Source organism: Pseudomonas putida, from assembly GCF_002906855.1.
Taxonomy (GTDB): Bacteria; Pseudomonadota; Gammaproteobacteria; order Pseudomonadales; family Pseudomonadaceae; genus Aquipseudomonas; species Aquipseudomonas putida_N.
The window spans coordinates 1,190,870-1,208,960 of the sequence record NZ_MINI01000038.1 but is presented as its reverse complement, the minus strand read 5'-3'; the positions used below and the strand labels follow the sequence as shown (position 1 = coordinate 1,208,960).

At 64.2% G+C, this 18,091-nt stretch carries 17 protein-coding genes; 12 read left to right on the top strand and 5 right to left on the bottom strand.

Annotated elements, in window-relative coordinates:
• Positions 1-30 precede the first annotated feature (30 nt).
• Positions 31-918 (bottom strand): acyl-CoA dehydrogenase, encoded by an 888-nt coding sequence (locus tag BGP85_RS18225; RefSeq protein WP_103449291.1) that lies wholly within the window; start codon positions 916-918, stop codon positions 31-33.
• A gap of 147 nt (positions 919-1,065) precedes the next feature.
• Between BGP85_RS18225 and olsB the strand changes: the two genes are divergently transcribed.
• A complete protein-coding gene (olsB, locus tag BGP85_RS18220) occupies positions 1,066-1,821 on the top strand; it encodes an L-ornithine N(alpha)-acyltransferase (protein WP_103449290.1) in 756 nt (251 codons plus the stop codon).
• A complete protein-coding gene (locus tag BGP85_RS18215; RefSeq protein WP_103449289.1) occupies positions 1,821-2,609 on the top strand; it encodes a lysophospholipid acyltransferase family protein in 789 nt (262 codons plus the stop codon). The genes olsB and BGP85_RS18215 overlap by 1 nt, the downstream gene beginning before the upstream one ends.
• Positions 2,610-2,668: 59 nt before the next feature.
• On the opposite strand, the gene BGP85_RS18210 is transcribed toward BGP85_RS18215, so the two are convergent.
• Positions 2,669-3,265: an acyl carrier protein phosphodiesterase gene (locus tag BGP85_RS18210; protein ID WP_103449288.1), complete on the bottom strand. Its 597-nt coding sequence runs from the start codon at positions 3,263-3,265 to the stop codon at positions 2,669-2,671.
• A 152-nt stretch (positions 3,266-3,417) separates the two neighbouring features.
• On the opposite strand from BGP85_RS18210, the gene BGP85_RS18205 reads away from it, so the two are divergent.
• Complete coding sequence (locus BGP85_RS18205; protein ID WP_054885082.1) at positions 3,418-3,720, top strand: ArsR/SmtB family transcription factor; 303 nt, start codon at positions 3,418-3,420, stop codon at positions 3,718-3,720.
• Between the two features lie 17 nt (positions 3,721-3,737).
• Entirely contained in the window at positions 3,738-4,787 is a 1,050-nt protein-coding gene (locus tag BGP85_RS18200) for an alkene reductase (RefSeq protein WP_103449287.1), read from the top strand.
• A 33-nt stretch (positions 4,788-4,820) separates the two neighbouring features.
• On the opposite strand, the gene BGP85_RS18195 is transcribed toward BGP85_RS18200, so the two are convergent.
• From BGP85_RS18195 to BGP85_RS18185, 3 genes are all read right to left on the bottom strand, one after another.
• Entirely contained in the window at positions 4,821-5,642 is an 822-nt protein-coding gene (locus BGP85_RS18195) for an ATPase (protein ID WP_103449286.1), read from the bottom strand.
• An 87-nt stretch (positions 5,643-5,729) separates the two neighbouring features.
• The gene (locus BGP85_RS18190; protein ID WP_103449285.1) at positions 5,730-6,725 is read right to left on the bottom strand and encodes an NAD-dependent epimerase/dehydratase family protein; all 996 of its coding nucleotides are present in this window, start codon (positions 6,723-6,725) and stop codon (positions 5,730-5,732) included.
• A gap of 45 nt (positions 6,726-6,770) precedes the next feature.
• Positions 6,771-7,661 (bottom strand): LysR family transcriptional regulator ArgP, encoded by an 891-nt coding sequence (locus tag BGP85_RS18185; RefSeq protein ID WP_103449284.1) that lies wholly within the window; start codon positions 7,659-7,661, stop codon positions 6,771-6,773.
• Between the two features lie 90 nt (positions 7,662-7,751).
• Between BGP85_RS18185 and BGP85_RS18180 the strand changes: the two genes are divergently transcribed.
• The 8 genes from BGP85_RS18180 to BGP85_RS18145 all read left to right on the top strand — a co-directional run bounded on the left by BGP85_RS18180 (position 7,752) and on the right by BGP85_RS18145 (position 18,085).
• A complete protein-coding gene (locus BGP85_RS18180) occupies positions 7,752-8,351 on the top strand; it encodes a LysE/ArgO family amino acid transporter (protein WP_103449283.1) in 600 nt (199 codons plus the stop codon).
• A gap of 191 nt (positions 8,352-8,542) precedes the next feature.
• Positions 8,543-9,139 carry a superoxide dismutase gene (locus tag BGP85_RS18175; RefSeq protein WP_103449282.1) on the top strand — a complete coding sequence of 199 codons (597 nt, stop codon included), beginning with the start codon at positions 8,543-8,545 and terminating at the stop codon, positions 9,137-9,139.
• 236 nt (positions 9,140-9,375) lie between these two features.
• Entirely contained in the window at positions 9,376-11,427 is a 2,052-nt protein-coding gene (locus tag BGP85_RS18170) for a putative bifunctional diguanylate cyclase/phosphodiesterase (protein ID WP_181004538.1), read from the top strand.
• 157 nt (positions 11,428-11,584) lie between these two features.
• Positions 11,585-12,922 carry an imelysin family protein gene (locus tag BGP85_RS18165; RefSeq protein ID WP_103449278.1) on the top strand — a complete coding sequence of 446 codons (1,338 nt, stop codon included), beginning with the start codon at positions 11,585-11,587 and terminating at the stop codon, positions 12,920-12,922.
• A 195-nt stretch (positions 12,923-13,117) separates the two neighbouring features.
• A complete protein-coding gene (locus BGP85_RS18160; RefSeq protein WP_103449277.1) occupies positions 13,118-14,545 on the top strand; it encodes a di-heme oxidoreductase family protein in 1,428 nt (475 codons plus the stop codon).
• A gap of 19 nt (positions 14,546-14,564) precedes the next feature.
• Positions 14,565-15,629 carry an imelysin family protein gene (locus BGP85_RS18155; RefSeq protein WP_103449275.1) on the top strand — a complete coding sequence of 355 codons (1,065 nt, stop codon included), beginning with the start codon at positions 14,565-14,567 and terminating at the stop codon, positions 15,627-15,629.
• Between the two features lie 2 nt (positions 15,630-15,631).
• The gene (locus BGP85_RS18150; RefSeq protein WP_103449273.1) at positions 15,632-16,729 is read left to right on the top strand and encodes a DUF1513 domain-containing protein; all 1,098 of its coding nucleotides are present in this window, start codon (positions 15,632-15,634) and stop codon (positions 16,727-16,729) included.
• Positions 16,730-16,936: 207 nt separating this feature from the next.
• Positions 16,937-18,085 carry an efflux RND transporter periplasmic adaptor subunit gene (locus BGP85_RS18145; protein ID WP_103449272.1) on the top strand — a complete coding sequence of 383 codons (1,149 nt, stop codon included), beginning with the start codon at positions 16,937-16,939 and terminating at the stop codon, positions 18,083-18,085.
• Positions 18,086-18,091 lie beyond the last annotated feature (6 nt).

Genomic DNA, 18,091 nt, shown 5'->3' with positions numbered 1-18,091 from the left:
ATCTAAAAGATCACGCAGTTTCTCAGGCCTTCATGACAACCCTGCTGCCAACCAGGCCTTGGCCAGGCGCTTTTCCCGCGCCGCAGTGGCCAATGCCAATACGCCCTGATCCCGCTGCCACAGTTGCGCCCATTGCTCCGGCCCCGCCAGCAGCGCCTTGTCGATCGCCCCGCGCAGCTCCTGAAACTGCGAGAACAATCCCCCCAGCAATAGATGGCAGCCAACACTGTCGGCACACTGCCGGCTGCCCTCGGCACATCCCGCCAACAAACCCAGCAGACGCAGGCGCAGCTCCTGCGGCCAGCCGCACTCCTGCCCCACCCCATACAGCCAGGCCGTCAGCGCCGCGAGCACGTACAAGTCCTCCAGCGAGCGGAAAGGTTTGACGTATGCATCCCAACCATCGCCAGCCAGCAGCTCACAGGCCGCATCGTGCAGATGCAATCGACCGTGCCCTACCTCGGGCATCAGCGGCAGGGTCGGTAATGCTTCCAGCGTCACCCCAGCCTCCCCCGGGTAAACCACTGCCAGGCTCAGCCGGGGTGGTTCACCCAGCGTTTCGCTGCGGGCAGCCACCAGCAGCCACTCGGCATCCAGGCCGGCGGTGACGAAATCCTTGTTGCCGTTCAGGCGCAAACCGACCAGCCGGGTATGCATGTCCGCCGGGCGCACACTGCGCCGCTCGGTGGCGCACAGCGCCCCTAGGCTGGCGGGCGCACTGGGCCAGAGCACGCGCAAGGCGGCTTGGTAACCGATGAGGAACGCCAGGCCCGGCGTGGCCATGGCCCGCCCGCCCAGCACCGCCAGTTCGAACGGGGCAACCGCGCCAAGGCGCTCGAACTGCGCGGCATAGGTCTCGCCCAAGGTGCCAGCCAAGGGCTGGCGGAGAGGGTCATTGAGTCGTTGCAACCAGGCCATCGGACGCTCCTTCAAGGGGGCTGTTCTGGGGTGTCATGCAAGCATCACCAAAGAGTCACAGGGGTGACACCGCGCCTACCTAGGCTGACTTTGCACAACAAAGCCGACCGGCCGCAACCCTTCATGGCTGGCTTATGGAGACTCGTAATGACTCGGATCGCTCACTCTGGCGACAACAGCACTGAACGCCGTCTGCAAGCCGAACGCCTGGTCGGCGCTGCGGCCCTGCAGGAAGCCCAGGCCCTGCGCTACAAGGTGTTCAGCGCAGAATTCAAGGCCAAGCTCAAAGGCGCCGAACTGGGCCTGGACATGGATGACTACGACGTACATTGCCGCCACATCGGCGTGCGCGACCTGAGCACCGGCGAGCTGGTAGCCACCACCCGCCTGCTCGACCACCAGGCCGCGAGCAGCCTGGGGCGTTTCTACAGCGAAGAAGAATTCAGCCTGCACGGCCTGCTGCAACTGCAGGGCCCGATCCTCGAACTGGGCCGTACCTGCGTCGCCGCCGAATACCGCAATGGCGGCACCATCGCAGTGCTCTGGGGCGAACTGGCCGAAGTGCTCAACGAGGGCCGCTACAGCTACCTGATGGGTTGCGCCAGCATCCCCATGCAGGACGGCGGCGTGCAGGCCCACGCCGTCATGCAGCGCCTGCGCGAGCGCTACCTGTGCACCGAGCACCTGCGTGCCGAGCCGAAGAACCCATTGCCCAGCCTGGCCCTGCCGAACAACGTCATCGCCGAAATGCCGCCGCTGCTCAAGGCTTACATGCGTCTGGGCGCGAAGATCTGCGGCGAGCCGTGCTGGGACGAGGACTTCCAGGTGGCGGACGTGTTCATCCTGCTCAAGCGCGACGACCTTTGCCCGCGCTATGCCCGCCACTTCAAGGCAGCGGTCTGATGCCTGGCCTGCGGGTGCTCGCCCGCCTCGCTCGGCTGCTGCTGGTACTGTCGTTCGGCATGCTCATGGCCGGCGTCATCGCCGTGGGCGAACGCCTGGGGATCAAGGCGTCCATCGAACTTCGCCAGCGCTGGTCCTGCTGGTTCATGAAGCGACTGGTCGGCGCCCTGCCGTTCGAGGTGCGAGTGATCGGTGAACTGCCACAACGGCCGATGCTGTGGGTCAGCAATCACGTGTCCTGGACCGACATTCCCCTGCTCGGCATGCTGCTGCCGTTGTCGTTCCTGTCCAAGGCCGAGGTCCGCCACTGGCCGGTGGCCGGCTGGCTGGCAGAGAAGGCCGGCACGCTGTTCATTCGCCGCGGTGGGGGTGACGGCCAGCGCCTGCGCGAACAGATCAGCGACCAGCTGGGGCACGACCGGCCGCTGCTGATCTTCCCCGAAGGCACCACCACCGATGGTCGCCAGTTGCGTACCTTCCACGGTCGCCTGCTGGCCGGGGCCATCGACCAGGGCGTGGCAGTGCAGCCGGTGGCCATTCAGTACCTGCGCAATGGCGAGCCGGACTCGATTGCACCGTTCATTGGCGACGATGACCTGATTTCGCACTTGATGCGTTTGTTTGCCGAGCCTCGGGGTGAGGTGCATATTCACATGTTGAAGCCGATTGGCAGCGTCGAGAAGGAACGTGCGGCGCTGGCGTTTCAGGCGCAACAGGCGATTCACATGGCGTTGTTCGGGGTTGAGGAAGTGGCGGTGGTACCTCGGCGTCAAGCGCGCGCTGCTTGAGCCTGACGTTGGAGATGTGTGGTCTTTGAGATCGAGCGCCGCGCGGGCGGCGCTCGTTCTCACGGTCGTTGCAGCTCCCCCGCCGTACGCCCCGCCGCCGCAAACGCCTGCAGCTGCGGATAGAACTCGCGAAAATCCGCCATCAACGGTTGATACAACCGCTCCAGCTCATCCATCACCCCGGCCATCCCTTCGGGCCGCGATAAACGCCGGGCGATGCCGTTGAACACCTGCTCCAGCGTGGCGAAATCGCCATACGCCCCCAGCCAGTCATCCGCCGCCATGAACGGCGCAATCCGCGCCAACCGCCCTGGCAGCTCGGGCTCGGCCAGCAGCACCCGGTAAAAGTCCCCGGTGAACTGCGCCAGCGGCTGCTCGACGTAATCCCCCCAGTGCCGCGCCAGGCAATGGTCGAAAAACACGTCCAGGACGATCCCGGCAAAACGCCGCCGCTCCCGCGGAAAACGCGCCAGCGCTGCCAGCACCAAGGGATGCTGGTCGGTGTAGCTGTCGATATGCCGGTGCAGCCGGATCGCCGCCTCCAGCGCAGGCGGGAAGCGCCCCTCCAGCGAGCCTTTGACGAAATCGCCATACAGGCTGCCGAGCAGTTGCTGTGGCGCCGGGCCGCCCAGGTGCAGGTGTGCGAGGTAATTCATGGAGGCATTCTAGCACCCCCTTCGCGTACATCGTTATAACGCGATATAGCGATTCATGCTCAGCTCAGAACCTCTTCATATTTGTGTATCGCGAAATGCCGATGTATGTTTCGCCCTATCGCGATATACCGCTACAGCACGAGCCTCAACCCATGCCACTCGATCTCGACGAAATCATAAAAGCGCTGGCCCATCCGGTCAGGCGAGAAATCCTCAGCTGGCTGAAAGACCCGGCAACGCAGTTTCCTGACCAGTACCACAGCACCGAGAACGGTGTCTGTGCAGGGCAGATAGACCAGCGCTGCGGGCTGTCGCAGTCGACCGTCTCTGCCCACCTGGCCACCTTGCAGCGGGCCGGTCTGATCAGCAGCCAGAAGGTCGGCCAGTGGCACTTCTTCAAACGCAACGAAGCCACCATCGAGGCGTTCCTCGAACAACTGCGCCAAGCGCTTTGACAAGGCAGGTAACCGTTATGACCACGCTTTTCGATCCGATCCAACTGGGCGACTTGCAACTGCCCAACCGCATCATCATGGCCCCGCTGACTCGCTGCCGCGCCGATGAGGGCCGCGTGCCCAATGCGCTGATGGCCGAATACTACGTGCAGCGCGCCAGTGCCGGCCTGATTCTCAGCGAGGCGACATCAGTCAGCGCGATGGGCGTCGGCTACCCCGACACCCCCGGCATCTGGAACGACCAGCAGGTACGTGGCTGGCACAACATCACCCAGGCCGTGCACGGCGCTGGCGGGCGCATTTTCCTGCAGCTGTGGCACGTTGGCCGAATCTCCCACCCCAGCTACCTCAATGGTGAGCTGCCGGTGGCCCCCAGCGCGATCCAGGCCAAAGGCCACGTCAGCCTGGTGCGCCCGCTGAGCGACTACCCGACCCCACGCGCACTGGAAACCGAAGAGATCGCCGACATCGTCGAGGCCTACCGCAGCGGTGCCGAGAACGCCAAGGCCGCTGGCTTCGATGGTGTGGAGATTCACGGCGCCAACGGCTACCTGCTCGACCAGTTCCTGCAGAGCAGCACCAACCAGCGTACCGACCGCTACGGCGGCTCGCTGGAAAACCGCGCACGGCTGCTGCTGGAGGTGACCGATGCGGCCATCGAAGTCTGGGGGGCCGGCCGCGTCGGCGTGCACCTGGCGCCACGGGCCGATGCCCATGATATGGGCGATGCCGACCGCGCCGAGACCTTCACCTACGTGGCACGCGAGCTGGGTAAACGTGGCGTTGCCTTTATCTGCTCGCGGGAGAAAGAAGCCGACGACAGCATCGGCCCGCTGATCAAAGCGGCATTTGGCGGGCCTTACATCGTCAACGAGCGCTTCGACAAGGCCAGTGCCAATGCTGCATTGGCGGCGGGCAAGGCCGATGCAGTGGCATTTGGTGTGCCGTTTATCGCCAACCCTGATCTGCCGGCGCGGCTGGCGGCAGATGCGCCGTTGAATGACGCACATCCAGAGACTTTCTACGGCAAAGGGCCAGTCGGGTACATCGACTACCCGCGCCTGTAATTGAGATCGCCGGGGCCGCTTTGCGGCCCTTTCTCAAGGCCGGGAATTGATCTGCTGCTGCAGGTTCTGGATCTGGCTCTGCAGGGTATTGAGGTTGCGCGTGGTCTGCCCACGGAACGCATCGAACTCCTGCACCGTCGCCCCGCCCGACGAGGCTGAACGGTTTTCCATCTGGGTCTTGAGCACCAGCACATCCTGCTCCAGGCTGTCGATGGCGGCTTTCTGATTGCCCTGCTTCTTCAGTGCAGCCACCTCATCGTTTAGGTTCTTGAACTGGCCATCAAGCTTGCCGCCATCCACCTGCCCCGACTTCAGGGCGGCCAACTCAGCGTTCACCGCCTTCAACTGTGCCTGCAGCTGGGTCTGCAGTTCGGTCACCGCCTTCTGCTGCTCACGGGTATCCGCCAGCACCTGCTCCAGGCGCTTGCCCAGGTCGCCGGCCTGCCCCGCCACACCTTGTTGCTGCTTGCCCTGCTCGGCCAGGCTGGCCTGCAACTGACGGATCTGCAGCTTCAGTGCTTCACTGCCGGTGCTGCTCGTTGACTCGCTGGCATCGACCTTGCCGCTGATCGCCTGCAAACGCCCGGCCGCTTCTTCGCTGATACGCGCAAAGCTTTCCTGGGTAGCCACCAGTTGCTGCTCCATCAGCGAGATCTGCTGGAAGCTCCACCAGCCCAGCCCGGCCAACGCAATGAACGACGCCCCCAGCAATGCCCACAGCGGCCCAGTGCTGGCCGGCCTGGCGGCCTTCTGGCGGCTGCGCGAGACGTGTGCGGGCAACAGCTCGTCGTCATCGGGGGTACCCGCCCGCAAGGTAGGCACATCATCGAAATCGTCGTTGGCATCGTTACGCATAGGTGGCTTCAACCGCGGTGGTAGCAAAGAGACATGAGTATAAACCGCTTGCGCGGCGCACTGATGACCATCATCTGCGGATCTGGTTCACTGCCCCAGCGGCTGATGCTTCCACCAGGCGCAGAATTCATCCAGCGCGTTCCACAGGCTGACCTTGGGCTGGTAATCCAGGTATTGGCGGGCGCGGCTGATATCCAGGGTGAAATCACGGCTCATCACCTGCATGCCCAGGCGCGACAAGGTCGGCTGCGGGCGCCCGGGCCAGAGCATGCATGCGGCTTCGTTAAGCGCCGCGATGCTGTAGGCCAGGCCATAGGAGCGATAGCGGGTTACCTGCGGCAAATGCATCTGGCGCATCACGTAGTTGACCACGTCCCACAGCGGCAGCGGCTGGCCGTTGCTGATGTTGTAGGCCTGGCCCAGTGCGCGGTCTTCGGCGAACAAGGCGCTCAGCAATGCCTCGTTGAGGTTGTGCACGCTGGTGAAATCGACCTTGTTCAGGCCGTTGCCGATAATCGCCAAACGGCCCTTGCGCTGCATCTGCATCAAGCGCGGGAAGATGCTCGCATCGCCGGCCCCGGTGACGAAGCGTGGGCGCAGCGCCAGCACCTCCAGGCCGAACTCCTGGGCGCCGAACACTTTCTGTTCAGCAATATGTTTGGTTTGCGCATAGTGATCATGAAAGCGGCGCGGCACCTGATCTTCTCGGATACCCAGGCGCGAACGGCCGTTGAAGTAGATCGACGGCGACGACAGGTGCACCAGGCGCCGCACATGCTCCTTGAGGCAGCCTTCGACGACGTTTTCCGTGACCACCACATTGCCCTGGTGGAAGTCCTGGTAGCGCCCCCAATTACCCACCGCGCCCGCGCAATGCACCACGGCCTCGACCCCCTGGCACAGGCGACGGGCCAGCTCAGGGTCGCCCAGGTCGCCAGGGATGAACTGTGCGCCGCGCTTGACCAAGTGCTCCACGCCCTCGGCACGCCGGCCGCTGACCCGTACAGCCAGGCCCTGCTCCAGGGCAAAGCGCGCAAAACGCCCGCCAATGAAGCCGCTCGCGCCGGTGACCAGAATTTGCATGTATGACTCCGCCTTGATTTCAGATGCAACAGACGCCAGCCGCCGCTACAAGGGCACCAGCCAGTGCCGTGCCGTGTGCCGCAGGTGTTCGGTCAGTTGCGCGAGCAGGTGCCCGCCGTTGCGCCAATGATGCCAGTACAGCGGCACATCGATGGGGGTATCGCTGCAAATTTCCACCAACTGGCCATTGGCCAACTGTTCACGGGCCTGCAACTCGGGCACCAGGCCCCATCCCAGTCCGGCCTCGGTCATGCGCAGAAAGCCTTCGGACGACGGGCACAGGTGGTGCAGGAAACCGTCCTGAATTCCCAGTGAAGCCAGGTAACGGTGCTGCAGGAAATCGTCCGGCCCGTAGACGATGGCCGGCGTGCGGGCCAGGCGCTGCGCCTCGAAACCCTGAGGGAAATAGCGTGCCATGAACCCAGGGCTGGCCAATGCCCTATAGCGCATGGCTCCCAGCGGCAGGCTGCGTGCGCCAGCCACCGGCCGCTCGCTGCCACACAGGCAGGCTGCCACTTCACCCGCACGCATGCGCTTGAGACCGACCTCTTGGTCTTCAACCACCAAGTCGGTGAGCAGCTGATGCTCGGCGCAGAATGTGCCCACCGCACCAGCCCACCAGGTCGCCAGGCTGTCGGCGTTCAGGGCGATGCGCAGACGCTCGGGCATGCCCTCCTCGTCCAATGCTGGCACCTGACGCTGCAAATCACGTTCGAGCAGCCGTACCTGTTGCACATGGTTGAGCAATTGCCGGCCGACCTCGGTCGGGCTCGGCGGTGCAGCACGCACCAGCACGGGTTGCCCGACCCGCGCTTCGAGCAGCTTGATGCGCTGCGAAATGGCCGACTGTGACAGCCCCAGAACCTGCGCGGCACGTTCGAAACCGCCTTGCTCGATCACCGCCGCAAGGGCAGCCAGCAGCTTGTAGTCGAACATCAATTTTCCTAATGACGGATCAGCTCTATTTGTTTTTCTTATACAGCGACACTCGCCACAATATCCAGCATCTTGTTTGGAGTATTCGCCATGTGGCAGAGCTATCTCAACGGCATGCTGGTGGCCTTTGGCCTGATCATGGCCATCGGTGCACAAAACGCCTTCGTCCTCGCCCAGAGCCTGCGCCGCGAGCACCACTTACCAGTGGCCGCGCTGTGCATCGTCTGTGACGCCATCCTGGTGGCAGCCGGGGTGTTTGGCCTGGCCACGGTGCTGGCGCACAACCCGACATTGCTTGCCATCGCCCGCTGGGGCGGCGCAGTGTTCCTCATCTGGTACGGCGCCAAGGCCCTGCGCAGCGCCTTTTCCAAGCAGAGCCTGCAGCACCAGGAAGGCCAGGGCATGCGCTCGCGCCGGGCGGTATTGCTGAGCGCGCTGGCGGTTACCCTGCTCAACCCTCACGTGTACCTCGACACCGTGCTGCTGATCGGCTCGCTCGGTGCCCAACAGACTGTGCCTGGCGCCTATGTGGCGGGGGCAGCCAGCGCCTCGCTGCTGTGGTTCTCGACCCTGGCGATCGGCGCCGCGTGGCTGGCACCGTGGCTGGCGCGCCCGGCAACCTGGCGGATGCTCGACCTGATGGTGGCGGTGATGATGTTCGCCGTGGCGGCGCAACTGATCTTTGATTGAGGGCCGCCGGTCGGCGGCTGCCAACCGCTCTGGAACCTCTATTCCCTATCTTTGTTGCGTGGTTATGAGCCGGGCCCGGTGCTATGATCCAGCCCTTGCGTCGCAAAGAGTACAAACTCGCCGACGTACATCGGGCCGCCCGTGATCGGCCTTGCGCAAACCGCAAACAGACCTGAATCAGGAGATCCACCATGGCTTTTGAATTGCCGCCGCTGCCGTACGCCCACGATGCCCTGCAGCCGCACATCTCCAAGGAAACCCTGGAGTTTCACCACGACAAGCACCACAACACCTATGTCGTGAACCTGAACAACCTGGTCCCAGGCACCGAATTCGAAGGCAAGACCCTGGAAGAGATCGTCAAGAGCTCTTCGGGCGGCATCTTCAACAACGCCGCTCAAGTCTGGAACCACACCTTCTACTGGAACTGCCTGGCACCTAACGCCGGTGGCCAGCCGACCGGCGCCCTGGCTGATGCCATCAACGCCGCTTTCGGTTCCTTCGACAAGTTCAAGGAAGAGTTCTCCAAGACTTCGATCGGCACCTTCGGTTCCGGCTGGGGCTGGCTGGTGAAGAAAGCTGACGGTTCCCTGGCCCTGGCCAGCACCATCGGCGCCGGCTGCCCGCTGACCAGCGGCGACACCCCGCTGCTGACCTGCGACGTCTGGGAACACGCCTACTACATCGACTACCGCAACCTGCGTCCTAAGTACGTCGAGGCGTTCTGGAACCTGGTCAACTGGAAATTCGTTGCCGAGCAGTTCGAAGGCAAGACCTTCAAGGCCTGATTCATTCAGCCTTGAACAAAAAACCCGGCCATGTGCCGGGTTTTTTATGCCTGACAGTTTTCCCGCAGGGTCTTGCTCAGCGCGTATAGCACGCTAACATCAACCGTCTGGAAGTTTGACACCGCGCACTCAAGTTGCAGGGTCGGGCAACCGATACACTACCCAAGGTCGGCCGATAGTGTATTGCCAACGTTAGTGGCAAAATGATGTCATGCGCATGGATTAAGGAAACCCCATTGAAGCTGGAATTGCGGAACAGCTTGTCGGTCAAGTTGCTCAGGGTCGTGCTCCTGTCGGCGCTGGCGGTCGGCGTTGTCCTGAGTTGCGCGCAGATCGTCTACGACACCTCCAAGACCCGCCAGGCCGTCAACAACGACGCCCAACGCATTCTCGACATGTTCCGCGACCCCTCTACCCAGGCGGTGTACAGCCTCGACCGGGAAATGGGCATGCAGGTGATGGAAGGCCTGTTCCAGGACGAGTCGGTGCGCATGGCCTCGATCGGCCACCCCAACGAAACCATGCTTGCGGAAAAGTCCCGCCCGCTGCAGGACATGTCGATGCGCTGGCTGACCGACCTGATCCTCGGCCAGGAACGCACCTATACCACCCAGCTGGTCGGCCGTGGTCCATACAGCGAATACTACGGCGACCTGAGCATCACCCTCGATACTTCGTCCTATGGCGAAGACTTCCTGATCAATGCGGTAATCATCTTCATTTCCGGCGTGCTGCGCGCCCTGGCCATGGGCCTGGTGCTGTACCTGGTCTACCACTGGCTGCTGACCAAGCCGCTGTCGAAGATCATCGAGCACCTTACCCAGATCAACCCCGACCGCCCCAGCCAGCACCAGATCCCGCTGCTCAAGGGCCACGAGAAGAACGAACTGGGCATCTGGGTCAACACCGCCAACCAGCTGCTGGCCTCGATCGAGCGCAATACCCACCTGCGCCACGAAGCCGAGAACAGCCTGCAGCGCATGGCCCAGTACGATTTCCTCACCGGCCTGCCCAACCGCCAGCAATTGCAGGAGCAGCTCGACAAGATCCTCGCCGACGCCGGCCGCCTGCAGCATCGCGTGGCCGTGCTTTGCGTGGGCCTGGACGACTTCAAGGGCATCAACGAGCAGTTCAGCTACCAGACCGGCGACCAGCTGCTGCTGGCCCTGGCCGACCGCCTGCGCGCCCACAGCGGGCGCCTGGGTGCGCTGGCGCGGCTGGGTGGCGACCAGTTCGCCCTGGTCCAGGCCAATATCGAGCAGCCTTACGAGGCGGCGGAGCTGGCCCAGAGCATCCTCGACGACCTGGAACTGCCATTCGGCCTCGATCTCCAGCAGATCCGCCTGCGCGCCACCATCGGCATAACCCTGTTCCCCGAGGACGGTGACAGCACCGAGAAGCTGCTGCAGAAGGCCGAACAGACCATGACGCTGGCCAAGGCCCGCTCGCGCAACCGCTACCAGTTCTACATCGCCAGCGTCGACAGCGAAATGCGCCGCCGCCGCGAGCTGGAAAAGGACCTGCGCGAAGCCCTGCCGCGCAACCAGCTGTACCTGGTCTATCAACCGCAGATCAGCTACCGCGACCATCGTGTGGTCGGGGTCGAGGCCTTGCTACGCTGGCAGCACCCGGAACTGGGCATGGTCCCGCCCGACCAGTTCATCCCGCTGGCCGAACAGAACGGCAGCATCATCAGCATCGGCGAATGGGTACTCGACCAGGCCTGCCGACAGTTGCGCGAATGGCACGACCTGGGCTTCAGCGAGCTGCGCATGGCGGTCAACCTGTCCACCGTGCAACTGCACCACAACGAGCTGCCACGGGTGGTCAACAACCTGCTGCAGGCCTACCGTCTGCCTCCGCGCAGCCTGGAGCTGGAGGTGACCGAGACCGGTCTGATGGAGGACATCAGCACCGCCGCCCAGCACCTGCTGAGCCTGCGCCGCTCGGGGGCGATGATCGCCATCGACGACTTCGGCACCGGCTACTCGTCGCTCAGCTACCTGAAATCGCTGCCGCTGGACAAGATCAAGATCGACAAGAGCTTCGTCCAGGACCTGCTCGACGACGATGACGACGCCACCATCGTTCGCGCCATCATCCAGCTGGGCAAGAGCCTGGGGATGCAGGTGATCGCCGAAGGCGTGGAAACCGTCGAGCAGGAAGCCTACATCATCGCCCAGGGTTGCCATGAAGGTCAGGGCTACCACTACAGCAAGCCGTTGTCGGCCCGCGAACTGACCAACTTCCTCAAACAAGCCCAGCGCAATCAGGTCTCCGCGCTGTAACGCTTGCCCCGATTATCGGCCGTGACGCGCATTTGCATGAATTGCGCGCCAACCCCTTTACAGCAAATGCAAATCTTTCGCATGATGTTGTCGTTTCGCGTGCCACGGCGCACGGCCTAACCCCTTGGTCCAACCACACGACGCAGGAAAACCAATAATGATTCGTATGCCTCTGGCCTCCGCCAGTCTGCTGGCCATCGCCATCGCTCTCGCCGGTTGCGGCGAAGGCAAGGATGACAAGGCCGCCGCTCCGCAAGCTCAGGCACCTGCTGCTGCCAGCACCGCTGCTGCGGCGCCCGGGGCTGTCGACGAAGCAACCGGCAAAGCCGTGGTCAAGCATTACACCGAAATGGTCTACGCCGTGTACAGCGATGCACTGAGCACCGCCAAGAACTTGCAGACCGCCATAGACGCGTTCCTCGCCAAGCCCAACGACGAAACCCTGAAAGCCGCCAAAGAGGCCTGGGTCGCCGCGCGCGTTCCGTACCTGCAGAGCGAGGCGTTCCGCTTCGGCAACACCATCATCGACGACTGGGAAGGCCAAGTGAACTCCTGGCCGCTGGACGAAGGCCTGATCGACTACGTCGACAAGAGCTACGAGCACGCCCTGGGCAACCCGGCAGCCAGCGCCAACATCATCGCCAACACCGAGATCCAGGTGGGCGAAGAGAAGGTCGACGTCAAGGACATCACCCCTGAGAAGCTGGCCAGCCTGAACGAACTGGCAGGTTCCGAAGCCAACGTCGCCACCGGCTACCACGCCATCGAATTCCTGCTCTGGGGCCAGGACCTCAACGGCACCGGCCCAGGCGCGGGCAACCGCCCGGCTTCCGACTACCTGGAAGGCAAGGGGGCGACCGGCGGCCACAACGACCGTCGCCGTGCCTACCTGAAGGCGGTCACCGAGCTGCTGGTCAAGGACCTCGAAGAGATGGTCGGCAACTGGGCACCGAACGTCGCCGACAACTACCGTGCCACGCTGGAAGCCGAGCCGGCAGCCGATGGCCTGCGCAAGATGCTGTTCGGCATGGGCAGCCTGTCGCTGGGCGAACTGGCCGGTGAGCGCATGAAGGTCTCGCTGGAAGCCAACTCGCCGGAAGACGAGCAGGACTGCTTCAGCGACAACACCCACTACTCGCACTTCTACGACGCCAAGGGCATTCGCAACGTCTATCTGGGCGAGTACACCCGTGTCGACGGCACCAAGCTGACCGGCCCGAGCCTGTCGTCGCTGGTGGCCAAGGCCGACCCGGCTGCCGACGCCACCCTCAAGGCTGACCTCGAAGCTACCGAAGCGAAGATCCAGGTGATGGTCGACCACGCCCTCAAGGGCGAGCACTACGACCAGCTGATCGCCGCCGACAACGCTGCCGGCAACCAGATCGTGCGCGACGCCATCGCCTCGCTGGTCAAGCAGACCGGCTCGATCGAGCAGGCTGCTGGCAAGCTGGGGATTGCCAACCTGAACCCGGACACAGCCGACCACGAGTTCTGATCGGCTGTGCTGGCTCACAATGAGGCGGCCTGCGGGTCGCCTTTTTTCTGTGCCCCGTGAAAGGGCCAATGAAGCCCATGAAAATGCTGAGATTTCACATCCTTTTCACCCGGGTAATTGCAAATTGCTCTTATTCAAACATCGCCGGCCTGCTAAGCTTGCACGCCGGTTTTTCGTCCACGCCCAGGATTTTGCATGTCCTCGTCGCTGTCCCGACTCTCCCCTCTGCTGCTGGCCATCGCCCTTGCCGCCTGTGACGACGCCCCGCGTTTCACCCAGGCCGAGCCCGGCGAAGCGCTGTCTGGCGGTCAGGCAACGGTCCAGCGCGACGACCGCAAGGCATTCTCCCTGCCTTCGGCCAACCTCTCGGCCGAGCGGCGCCTGGACTTCGCCGTGGGCAACAGCTTCTTCCGCAACCCTTGGGTGATCGCCCCGTCCACCACCACCGCGCGTGACGGCCTGGGCCCGTTGTTCAACACCACGGCCTGCCAGAACTGCCACGTGCGCGACGGCCGCGGGCACCCGCCGGAGCCGGGCGACAGCAATGCCGTAGGCATGCTGGTGCGCCTGTCGATCCCCGATCAGCCTTACTTGGCCAAGGAGATCGAGCGCCTGGGCGTGGTCCCCGAACCCGTCTACGGCACCCAGTTGCAGGACATGGCCATACCCGGCGTAGCGCCAGAAGGCAAGGTAAGGGTGAACTACTCCACGCAGACCGTCACCTTCAAGGACGGCTACCCGGTCGAACTGCGCCGTCCGGCCCTGCAGATCACCCAGCTCGGCTATGGCCCCATGCACCCCGACACGCGCTTCTCTGCCCGCGTCGCCCCACCGATGATCGGCCTGGGCCTGCTCGAAGCCATCCCCGAGGCCGACATCCTGGCCAACGAAGACCCGGACGACCGCAACCACGACGGTATCCGCGGCCGCGCCAACCGGGTCTGGGACGACACCCAGGGCAAGACCGTGATCGGCCGCTTCGGCTGGAAGGCTGGGCAGCCCAACGTCAACCAGCAGAACGTGCACGCCTTCAACGGTGACATGGGCCTGACCAGCACCTTGCAGCCGAAGGACGACTGCACCCCGGCCCAGGTCGACTGCCTGGCCGCGCCCAATGGCAACGGCGAAGGCGACGAAAAGGAAGTCAGCGACAACATCCTGCGCCTGGTCACCTTCTACACCCGCAACCTCGGCGTGCCTGCCCGTCGTGACGTCGGCGCACCGCAAGTGCTGGCCGGCAAGAACCTGTTCTTCCAGGCCGGCTGCCAGGCCTGCCACATCCCGCAGTTCACCACCGCTGCCAACACCGCCCAAGCGGAGCTGGCCAACCAGGTGATCCGCCCCTACAGCGACCTGCTGCTGCACGACATGGGCCCAGGTCTGGCCGACGAACGCACCGAATTCGCGGCCAACGGCCAAGACTGGCGTACCCCGCCACTGTGGGGCATCGGCCTGACCGAAACCGTCAGTGGCCACACCCAGTACCTGCATGACGGCCGCGCCCGCAACCTGCTCGAAGCCGTGCTCTGGCACGGCGGCGAAGCCCAGTCGGCGCGCGACCATGTCTTGACCTTCAATGCCGAGCAGCGCGCCGCGTTGCTGGCTTTCCTGAACTCACTTTAAAACGCGCAAGGAGCCGGGCATGTTCCGACCCAAACTGTTGTTCACCAGCCTCGCCGCACTCGCCCTGGGTGCCTGCTCGCCGCAAGACCCGCAGGCGGTGACTTCCGCCGCCATCGCCAAGCAGGTGATCCTGCCGACCTACAGCCGCTGGGTCGAAGCCGACCGCCAGCTGGCTGCCAGCGCCCTGGCCTACTGTGAAGGCAAGGAAAGCCTGGACACCGCGCGCGCCGACTTCCTCAATGCGCAAAAAGCCTGGGCCGAACTGCAACCGCTGCTGGTCGGCCCGCTGGCCGAAGGCAACCGCGCCTGGCAGGTACAGTTCTGGCCAGACAAGAAGAACCTGGTCGGCCGCCAGGTCGAGCAACTGGTCAACGGCGACAAGCCGGTCGATGCCGCCGCCCTGGGCAAGGCCAGCGTCGTGGTACGCGGTCTGTCGGCGTACGAGTACATCCTCTTCGACAGCAAGCCGGACATCGCCACTGCCGAGCAGAAAGCCCGCTACTGCCCGCTGCTGGTCGCCATCGCCGATCACCAGAAAGTCCTGGCCGAGGACATCCTCAAGACCTGGAACAGCACCGACGGCATGCTGTCGCAGATGACCAAGTTCCCCAACCAGCGCTACGCCGACTCCCACGAGGCGATCGCCGACCTGCTGCGCTCCCAGGTCACCGCCCTGGACACCCTGAAGAAGAAGCTGGGGGCACCGATGGGCCGCCAGAGCAAGGGCATCCCGCAGCCGCTGCAGGCCGAAGCCTGGCGCAGCCACTCTTCGCTGAAGAGCCTGGAAGCCACCCTCAAGGCCGCCCAGGCAGTGTGGGTCGGGGTCGACAACCAGGGCCTGCGCAGCCTGCTGCCCAGCGATCAGAAAGCCCTGGCGCAGAAGATCGACGACGCCTACGCTACGGCGCTCAAACTGCTGGCCGACAATCAGAAGCCCCTCGGCGAACTGCTGGCCGACGACGCCGGGCAGCAGACCCTCAACCAGATCTACGATGCCCTCAACGCCGTCCACCGCCTGCACGAAGGCGACCTGGCCAAGGCGCTGAACATCCAGCTGGGCTTCAATGCCAACGACGGTGACTGATCATGCTGCGACGCCAGGCCCTCAAACTCGGTAGCGTATTGCTCAGCGCCCTGACCCTGGGCGGTTGGAGCCTGCTGCGCAACAAAGGCAGCGAACCCTTGCTGCTGTCGGCGCGGGACGATGGCGACGGCAAGCATTATGCGGTCGGGTTCCGCCTGGACGGCACCCAGGTGTTCAGTACCCAGGTTGCCCAGCGTTGCCATGCCATCATCAACCACCCCGAGCTGCCGATCGCCCTGTTCGTCGCCCGTCGCCCCGGTACCGAAAGCTACCTGGTCGACCTGCGCGACGGGCGCCTGCTGCAGACTGTCACCTCGCAACCGAACCGGCACTTCTATGGCCATGCGGTGATCCACCAGGGTGGCGAATGGCTGTATGCCACCGAGAACGACACCACTGACCCAGGCCGTGGCGTGCTCGGCGTGTACCGCTTCGTGGGTGAGCGTCTGGTGCATACGGGCGAGATCCCGACCCACGGCATCGGCCCCCATGAAGTGGCCTGGCTGCCGGACGGCGAAACCCTGGTCGTGGCCAACGGTGGCATCCGCACCGAGGCCGAGAGCCGGGTCGAGATGAACCTCAATGCCATGGAGCCGAGCCTGGTGCTGATGCAGCGCGACGGCACCATGCTGAGCAAGGAGACCCTGGCCCAGCAGATGAACAGCGTGCGGCACCTGGCAGTGGGCGACGATGGCACCATCGCCGCCTGCCAGCAGTTCATGGGCGCTGCCGACGAGACCGCCGAGCTGCTGGCGATCAAGCGCCCGGGGGAGCCATTCAAGGCCTTCCCGGTACCTGAGCGCCAGCTGCAATCGATGGCCCAGTACACCGCCAGCGTCGCCATCCACAGCGACCTTCGCCTGGTGGCCGTGACTGCGCCGCGGGCCAACCGCCTGTTCGTCTGGGACCTGGACAGCGGTGCGGTGAAGCTCGATGCGCCGATGCCCGATTGCGCCGGGGTCGGCGCGGTCAAGGATGGTTTCGTTGTCACCTCCGGGCAGGGCCGTTGCCGCTTCTACGATTGCCGCAAGGCCGAACTGATCGGGCAACCGATGGACCTGCCTTCCGGGTTCTGGGATAACCACCTGCACCTGGCTTGACGGACCTTTCGCGGGGCAAGCCCGCTCCTGCAGGGCCCCACAATCCGTGGGTTCGCAATGTACCTGTAGGAGCGGGCTTGCCCCGCGAAGAGGCCGGTACAGGCAATCCCCTCTCCTTCTGCAATACTTCCATCATCCGCACGTGGGCAGGATCGCCCGTTGTCGTGTCAAAACGAATAACAACCACGCATCCAAGGAACCGGACCTATGCTACGCCGCCGCATGCTCATCATGTTGGCCGTCGTTCTGCTGATCGTGCTGGCCCTGGGGGGCTACAAGGGCTTCTCGATCTACCGGCAGATCCAGATGTTCTCGGCGCCCAGGCCGCCCATCACCGTTGCAGCCGCACCGGCCGAACAGCGCCAGTGGCAGGAACGCCTGCCTGCCGTAGGCAGCCTCAAGGCCCTGCAAGGCGTCGAGCTGAGTCTGGAAGTGGAAGGCATCGTCAAAGCCTTGTACTTCGACTCCGGGCAGAAGGTCAAAGCCGGGCAACCGCTGCTGCAGCTCAACGACGACCAGGAAACCGCCCTGCTCGGCACCGCCCAGGCCGACCTGGGGCTGGCCAAGGTCGACTTCGGCCGCGGCAGCCAGCTGGTCGGCGATGCCGCCATTTCCCGCGGCGAGTTCGATCGCCTGTCCTCCCAGTACCGGCGCAATCAGGCGGTGGTCGAACAGCTCAAGGCGCAAAAGATCAAGAAAAGCATCAACGCGCCGTTCAATGGCACCATCGGCATCCGCCAGGTGGACATTGGCCAGTACCTGGCCGCCGGCACGGTGATCGCCACCCTGCAGGACCTGTCCAGCCTGTATGTCGACTTCAACGTCCCGGAACAGGCGCTGCCGCACCTGAGCCTGGGCCAGCAGGTGCTGGTGCAGGTGGCGGCCTACCCCGGCCAGACCTTCCCGGCCAGCCTCAGCGCGATCAACCCCAAGGTCGATGAGAACACGCGCAACCTGCTGGTGCGCGCAACCCTGGCCAACCCGGACGACAAGCTGCTGCCCGGCATGTTCGCCAACCTGCTGATCCTGCTGCCCGATCCACAGCCCCAGGTAGTGGTGCCGGAAAGTGCCATCACCTACACCCTGTACGGCAACTCGGTGTACGTCGCCACGCCGAAGAAAGACAAGGACGGCAACCCGGAAAACGACGACAAGGGCCAGCCACAGCTCAGCGCCGAACAGCGTACCGTGCAGACCGGCGAACGCCGCGATGGCGTGGTGGTGGTCAGCAAGGGCCTCAAGGCCGGCGAGCAGGTGGTCACCGCCGGGCAGCTCAAGCTGACCCCGGGCGCGACCATCCGCATTGGCCAGGACAGCGCGCTCAAGCCCGAACAGGGCGCCCCGCGCACCGACTGAGCAGGA

What these genes read in the sequence shown, in the direction of transcription:
- BGP85_RS18225 (WP_103449291.1), bottom strand. Translation starts at nt 918, where the DNA reads ATGGCCTGGTTGCAACGACTCAATGACCCTCTCCGCCAGCCCTTGGCT.
- olsB (WP_103449290.1), top strand. Translation starts at nt 1,066, where the DNA reads ATGACTCGGATCGCTCACTCTGGCGACAACAGCACTGAACGCCGTCTG.
- BGP85_RS18215 (WP_103449289.1), top strand. Translation starts at nt 1,821, where the DNA reads ATGCCTGGCCTGCGGGTGCTCGCCCGCCTCGCTCGGCTGCTGCTGGTA.
- BGP85_RS18210 (WP_103449288.1), bottom strand. Translation starts at nt 3,265, where the DNA reads ATGAATTACCTCGCACACCTGCACCTGGGCGGCCCGGCGCCACAGCAA.
- BGP85_RS18205 (WP_054885082.1), top strand. Translation starts at nt 3,418, where the DNA reads ATGCCACTCGATCTCGACGAAATCATAAAAGCGCTGGCCCATCCGGTC.
- BGP85_RS18200 (WP_103449287.1), top strand. Translation starts at nt 3,738, where the DNA reads ATGACCACGCTTTTCGATCCGATCCAACTGGGCGACTTGCAACTGCCC.
- BGP85_RS18195 (WP_103449286.1), bottom strand. Translation starts at nt 5,642, where the DNA reads ATGCGTAACGATGCCAACGACGATTTCGATGATGTGCCTACCTTGCGG.
- BGP85_RS18190 (WP_103449285.1), bottom strand. Translation starts at nt 6,725, where the DNA reads ATGCAAATTCTGGTCACCGGCGCGAGCGGCTTCATTGGCGGGCGTTTT.
- BGP85_RS18185 (WP_103449284.1), bottom strand. Translation starts at nt 7,661, where the DNA reads ATGTTCGACTACAAGCTGCTGGCTGCCCTTGCGGCGGTGATCGAGCAA.
- BGP85_RS18180 (WP_103449283.1), top strand. Translation starts at nt 7,752, where the DNA reads ATGTGGCAGAGCTATCTCAACGGCATGCTGGTGGCCTTTGGCCTGATC.
- BGP85_RS18175 (WP_103449282.1), top strand. Translation starts at nt 8,543, where the DNA reads ATGGCTTTTGAATTGCCGCCGCTGCCGTACGCCCACGATGCCCTGCAG.
- BGP85_RS18165 (WP_103449278.1), top strand. Translation starts at nt 11,585, where the DNA reads ATGATTCGTATGCCTCTGGCCTCCGCCAGTCTGCTGGCCATCGCCATC.
- BGP85_RS18160 (WP_103449277.1), top strand. Translation starts at nt 13,118, where the DNA reads ATGTCCTCGTCGCTGTCCCGACTCTCCCCTCTGCTGCTGGCCATCGCC.
- BGP85_RS18155 (WP_103449275.1), top strand. Translation starts at nt 14,565, where the DNA reads ATGTTCCGACCCAAACTGTTGTTCACCAGCCTCGCCGCACTCGCCCTG.
- BGP85_RS18150 (WP_103449273.1), top strand. Translation starts at nt 15,632, where the DNA reads ATGCTGCGACGCCAGGCCCTCAAACTCGGTAGCGTATTGCTCAGCGCC.
- BGP85_RS18145 (WP_103449272.1), top strand. Translation starts at nt 16,937, where the DNA reads ATGCTACGCCGCCGCATGCTCATCATGTTGGCCGTCGTTCTGCTGATC.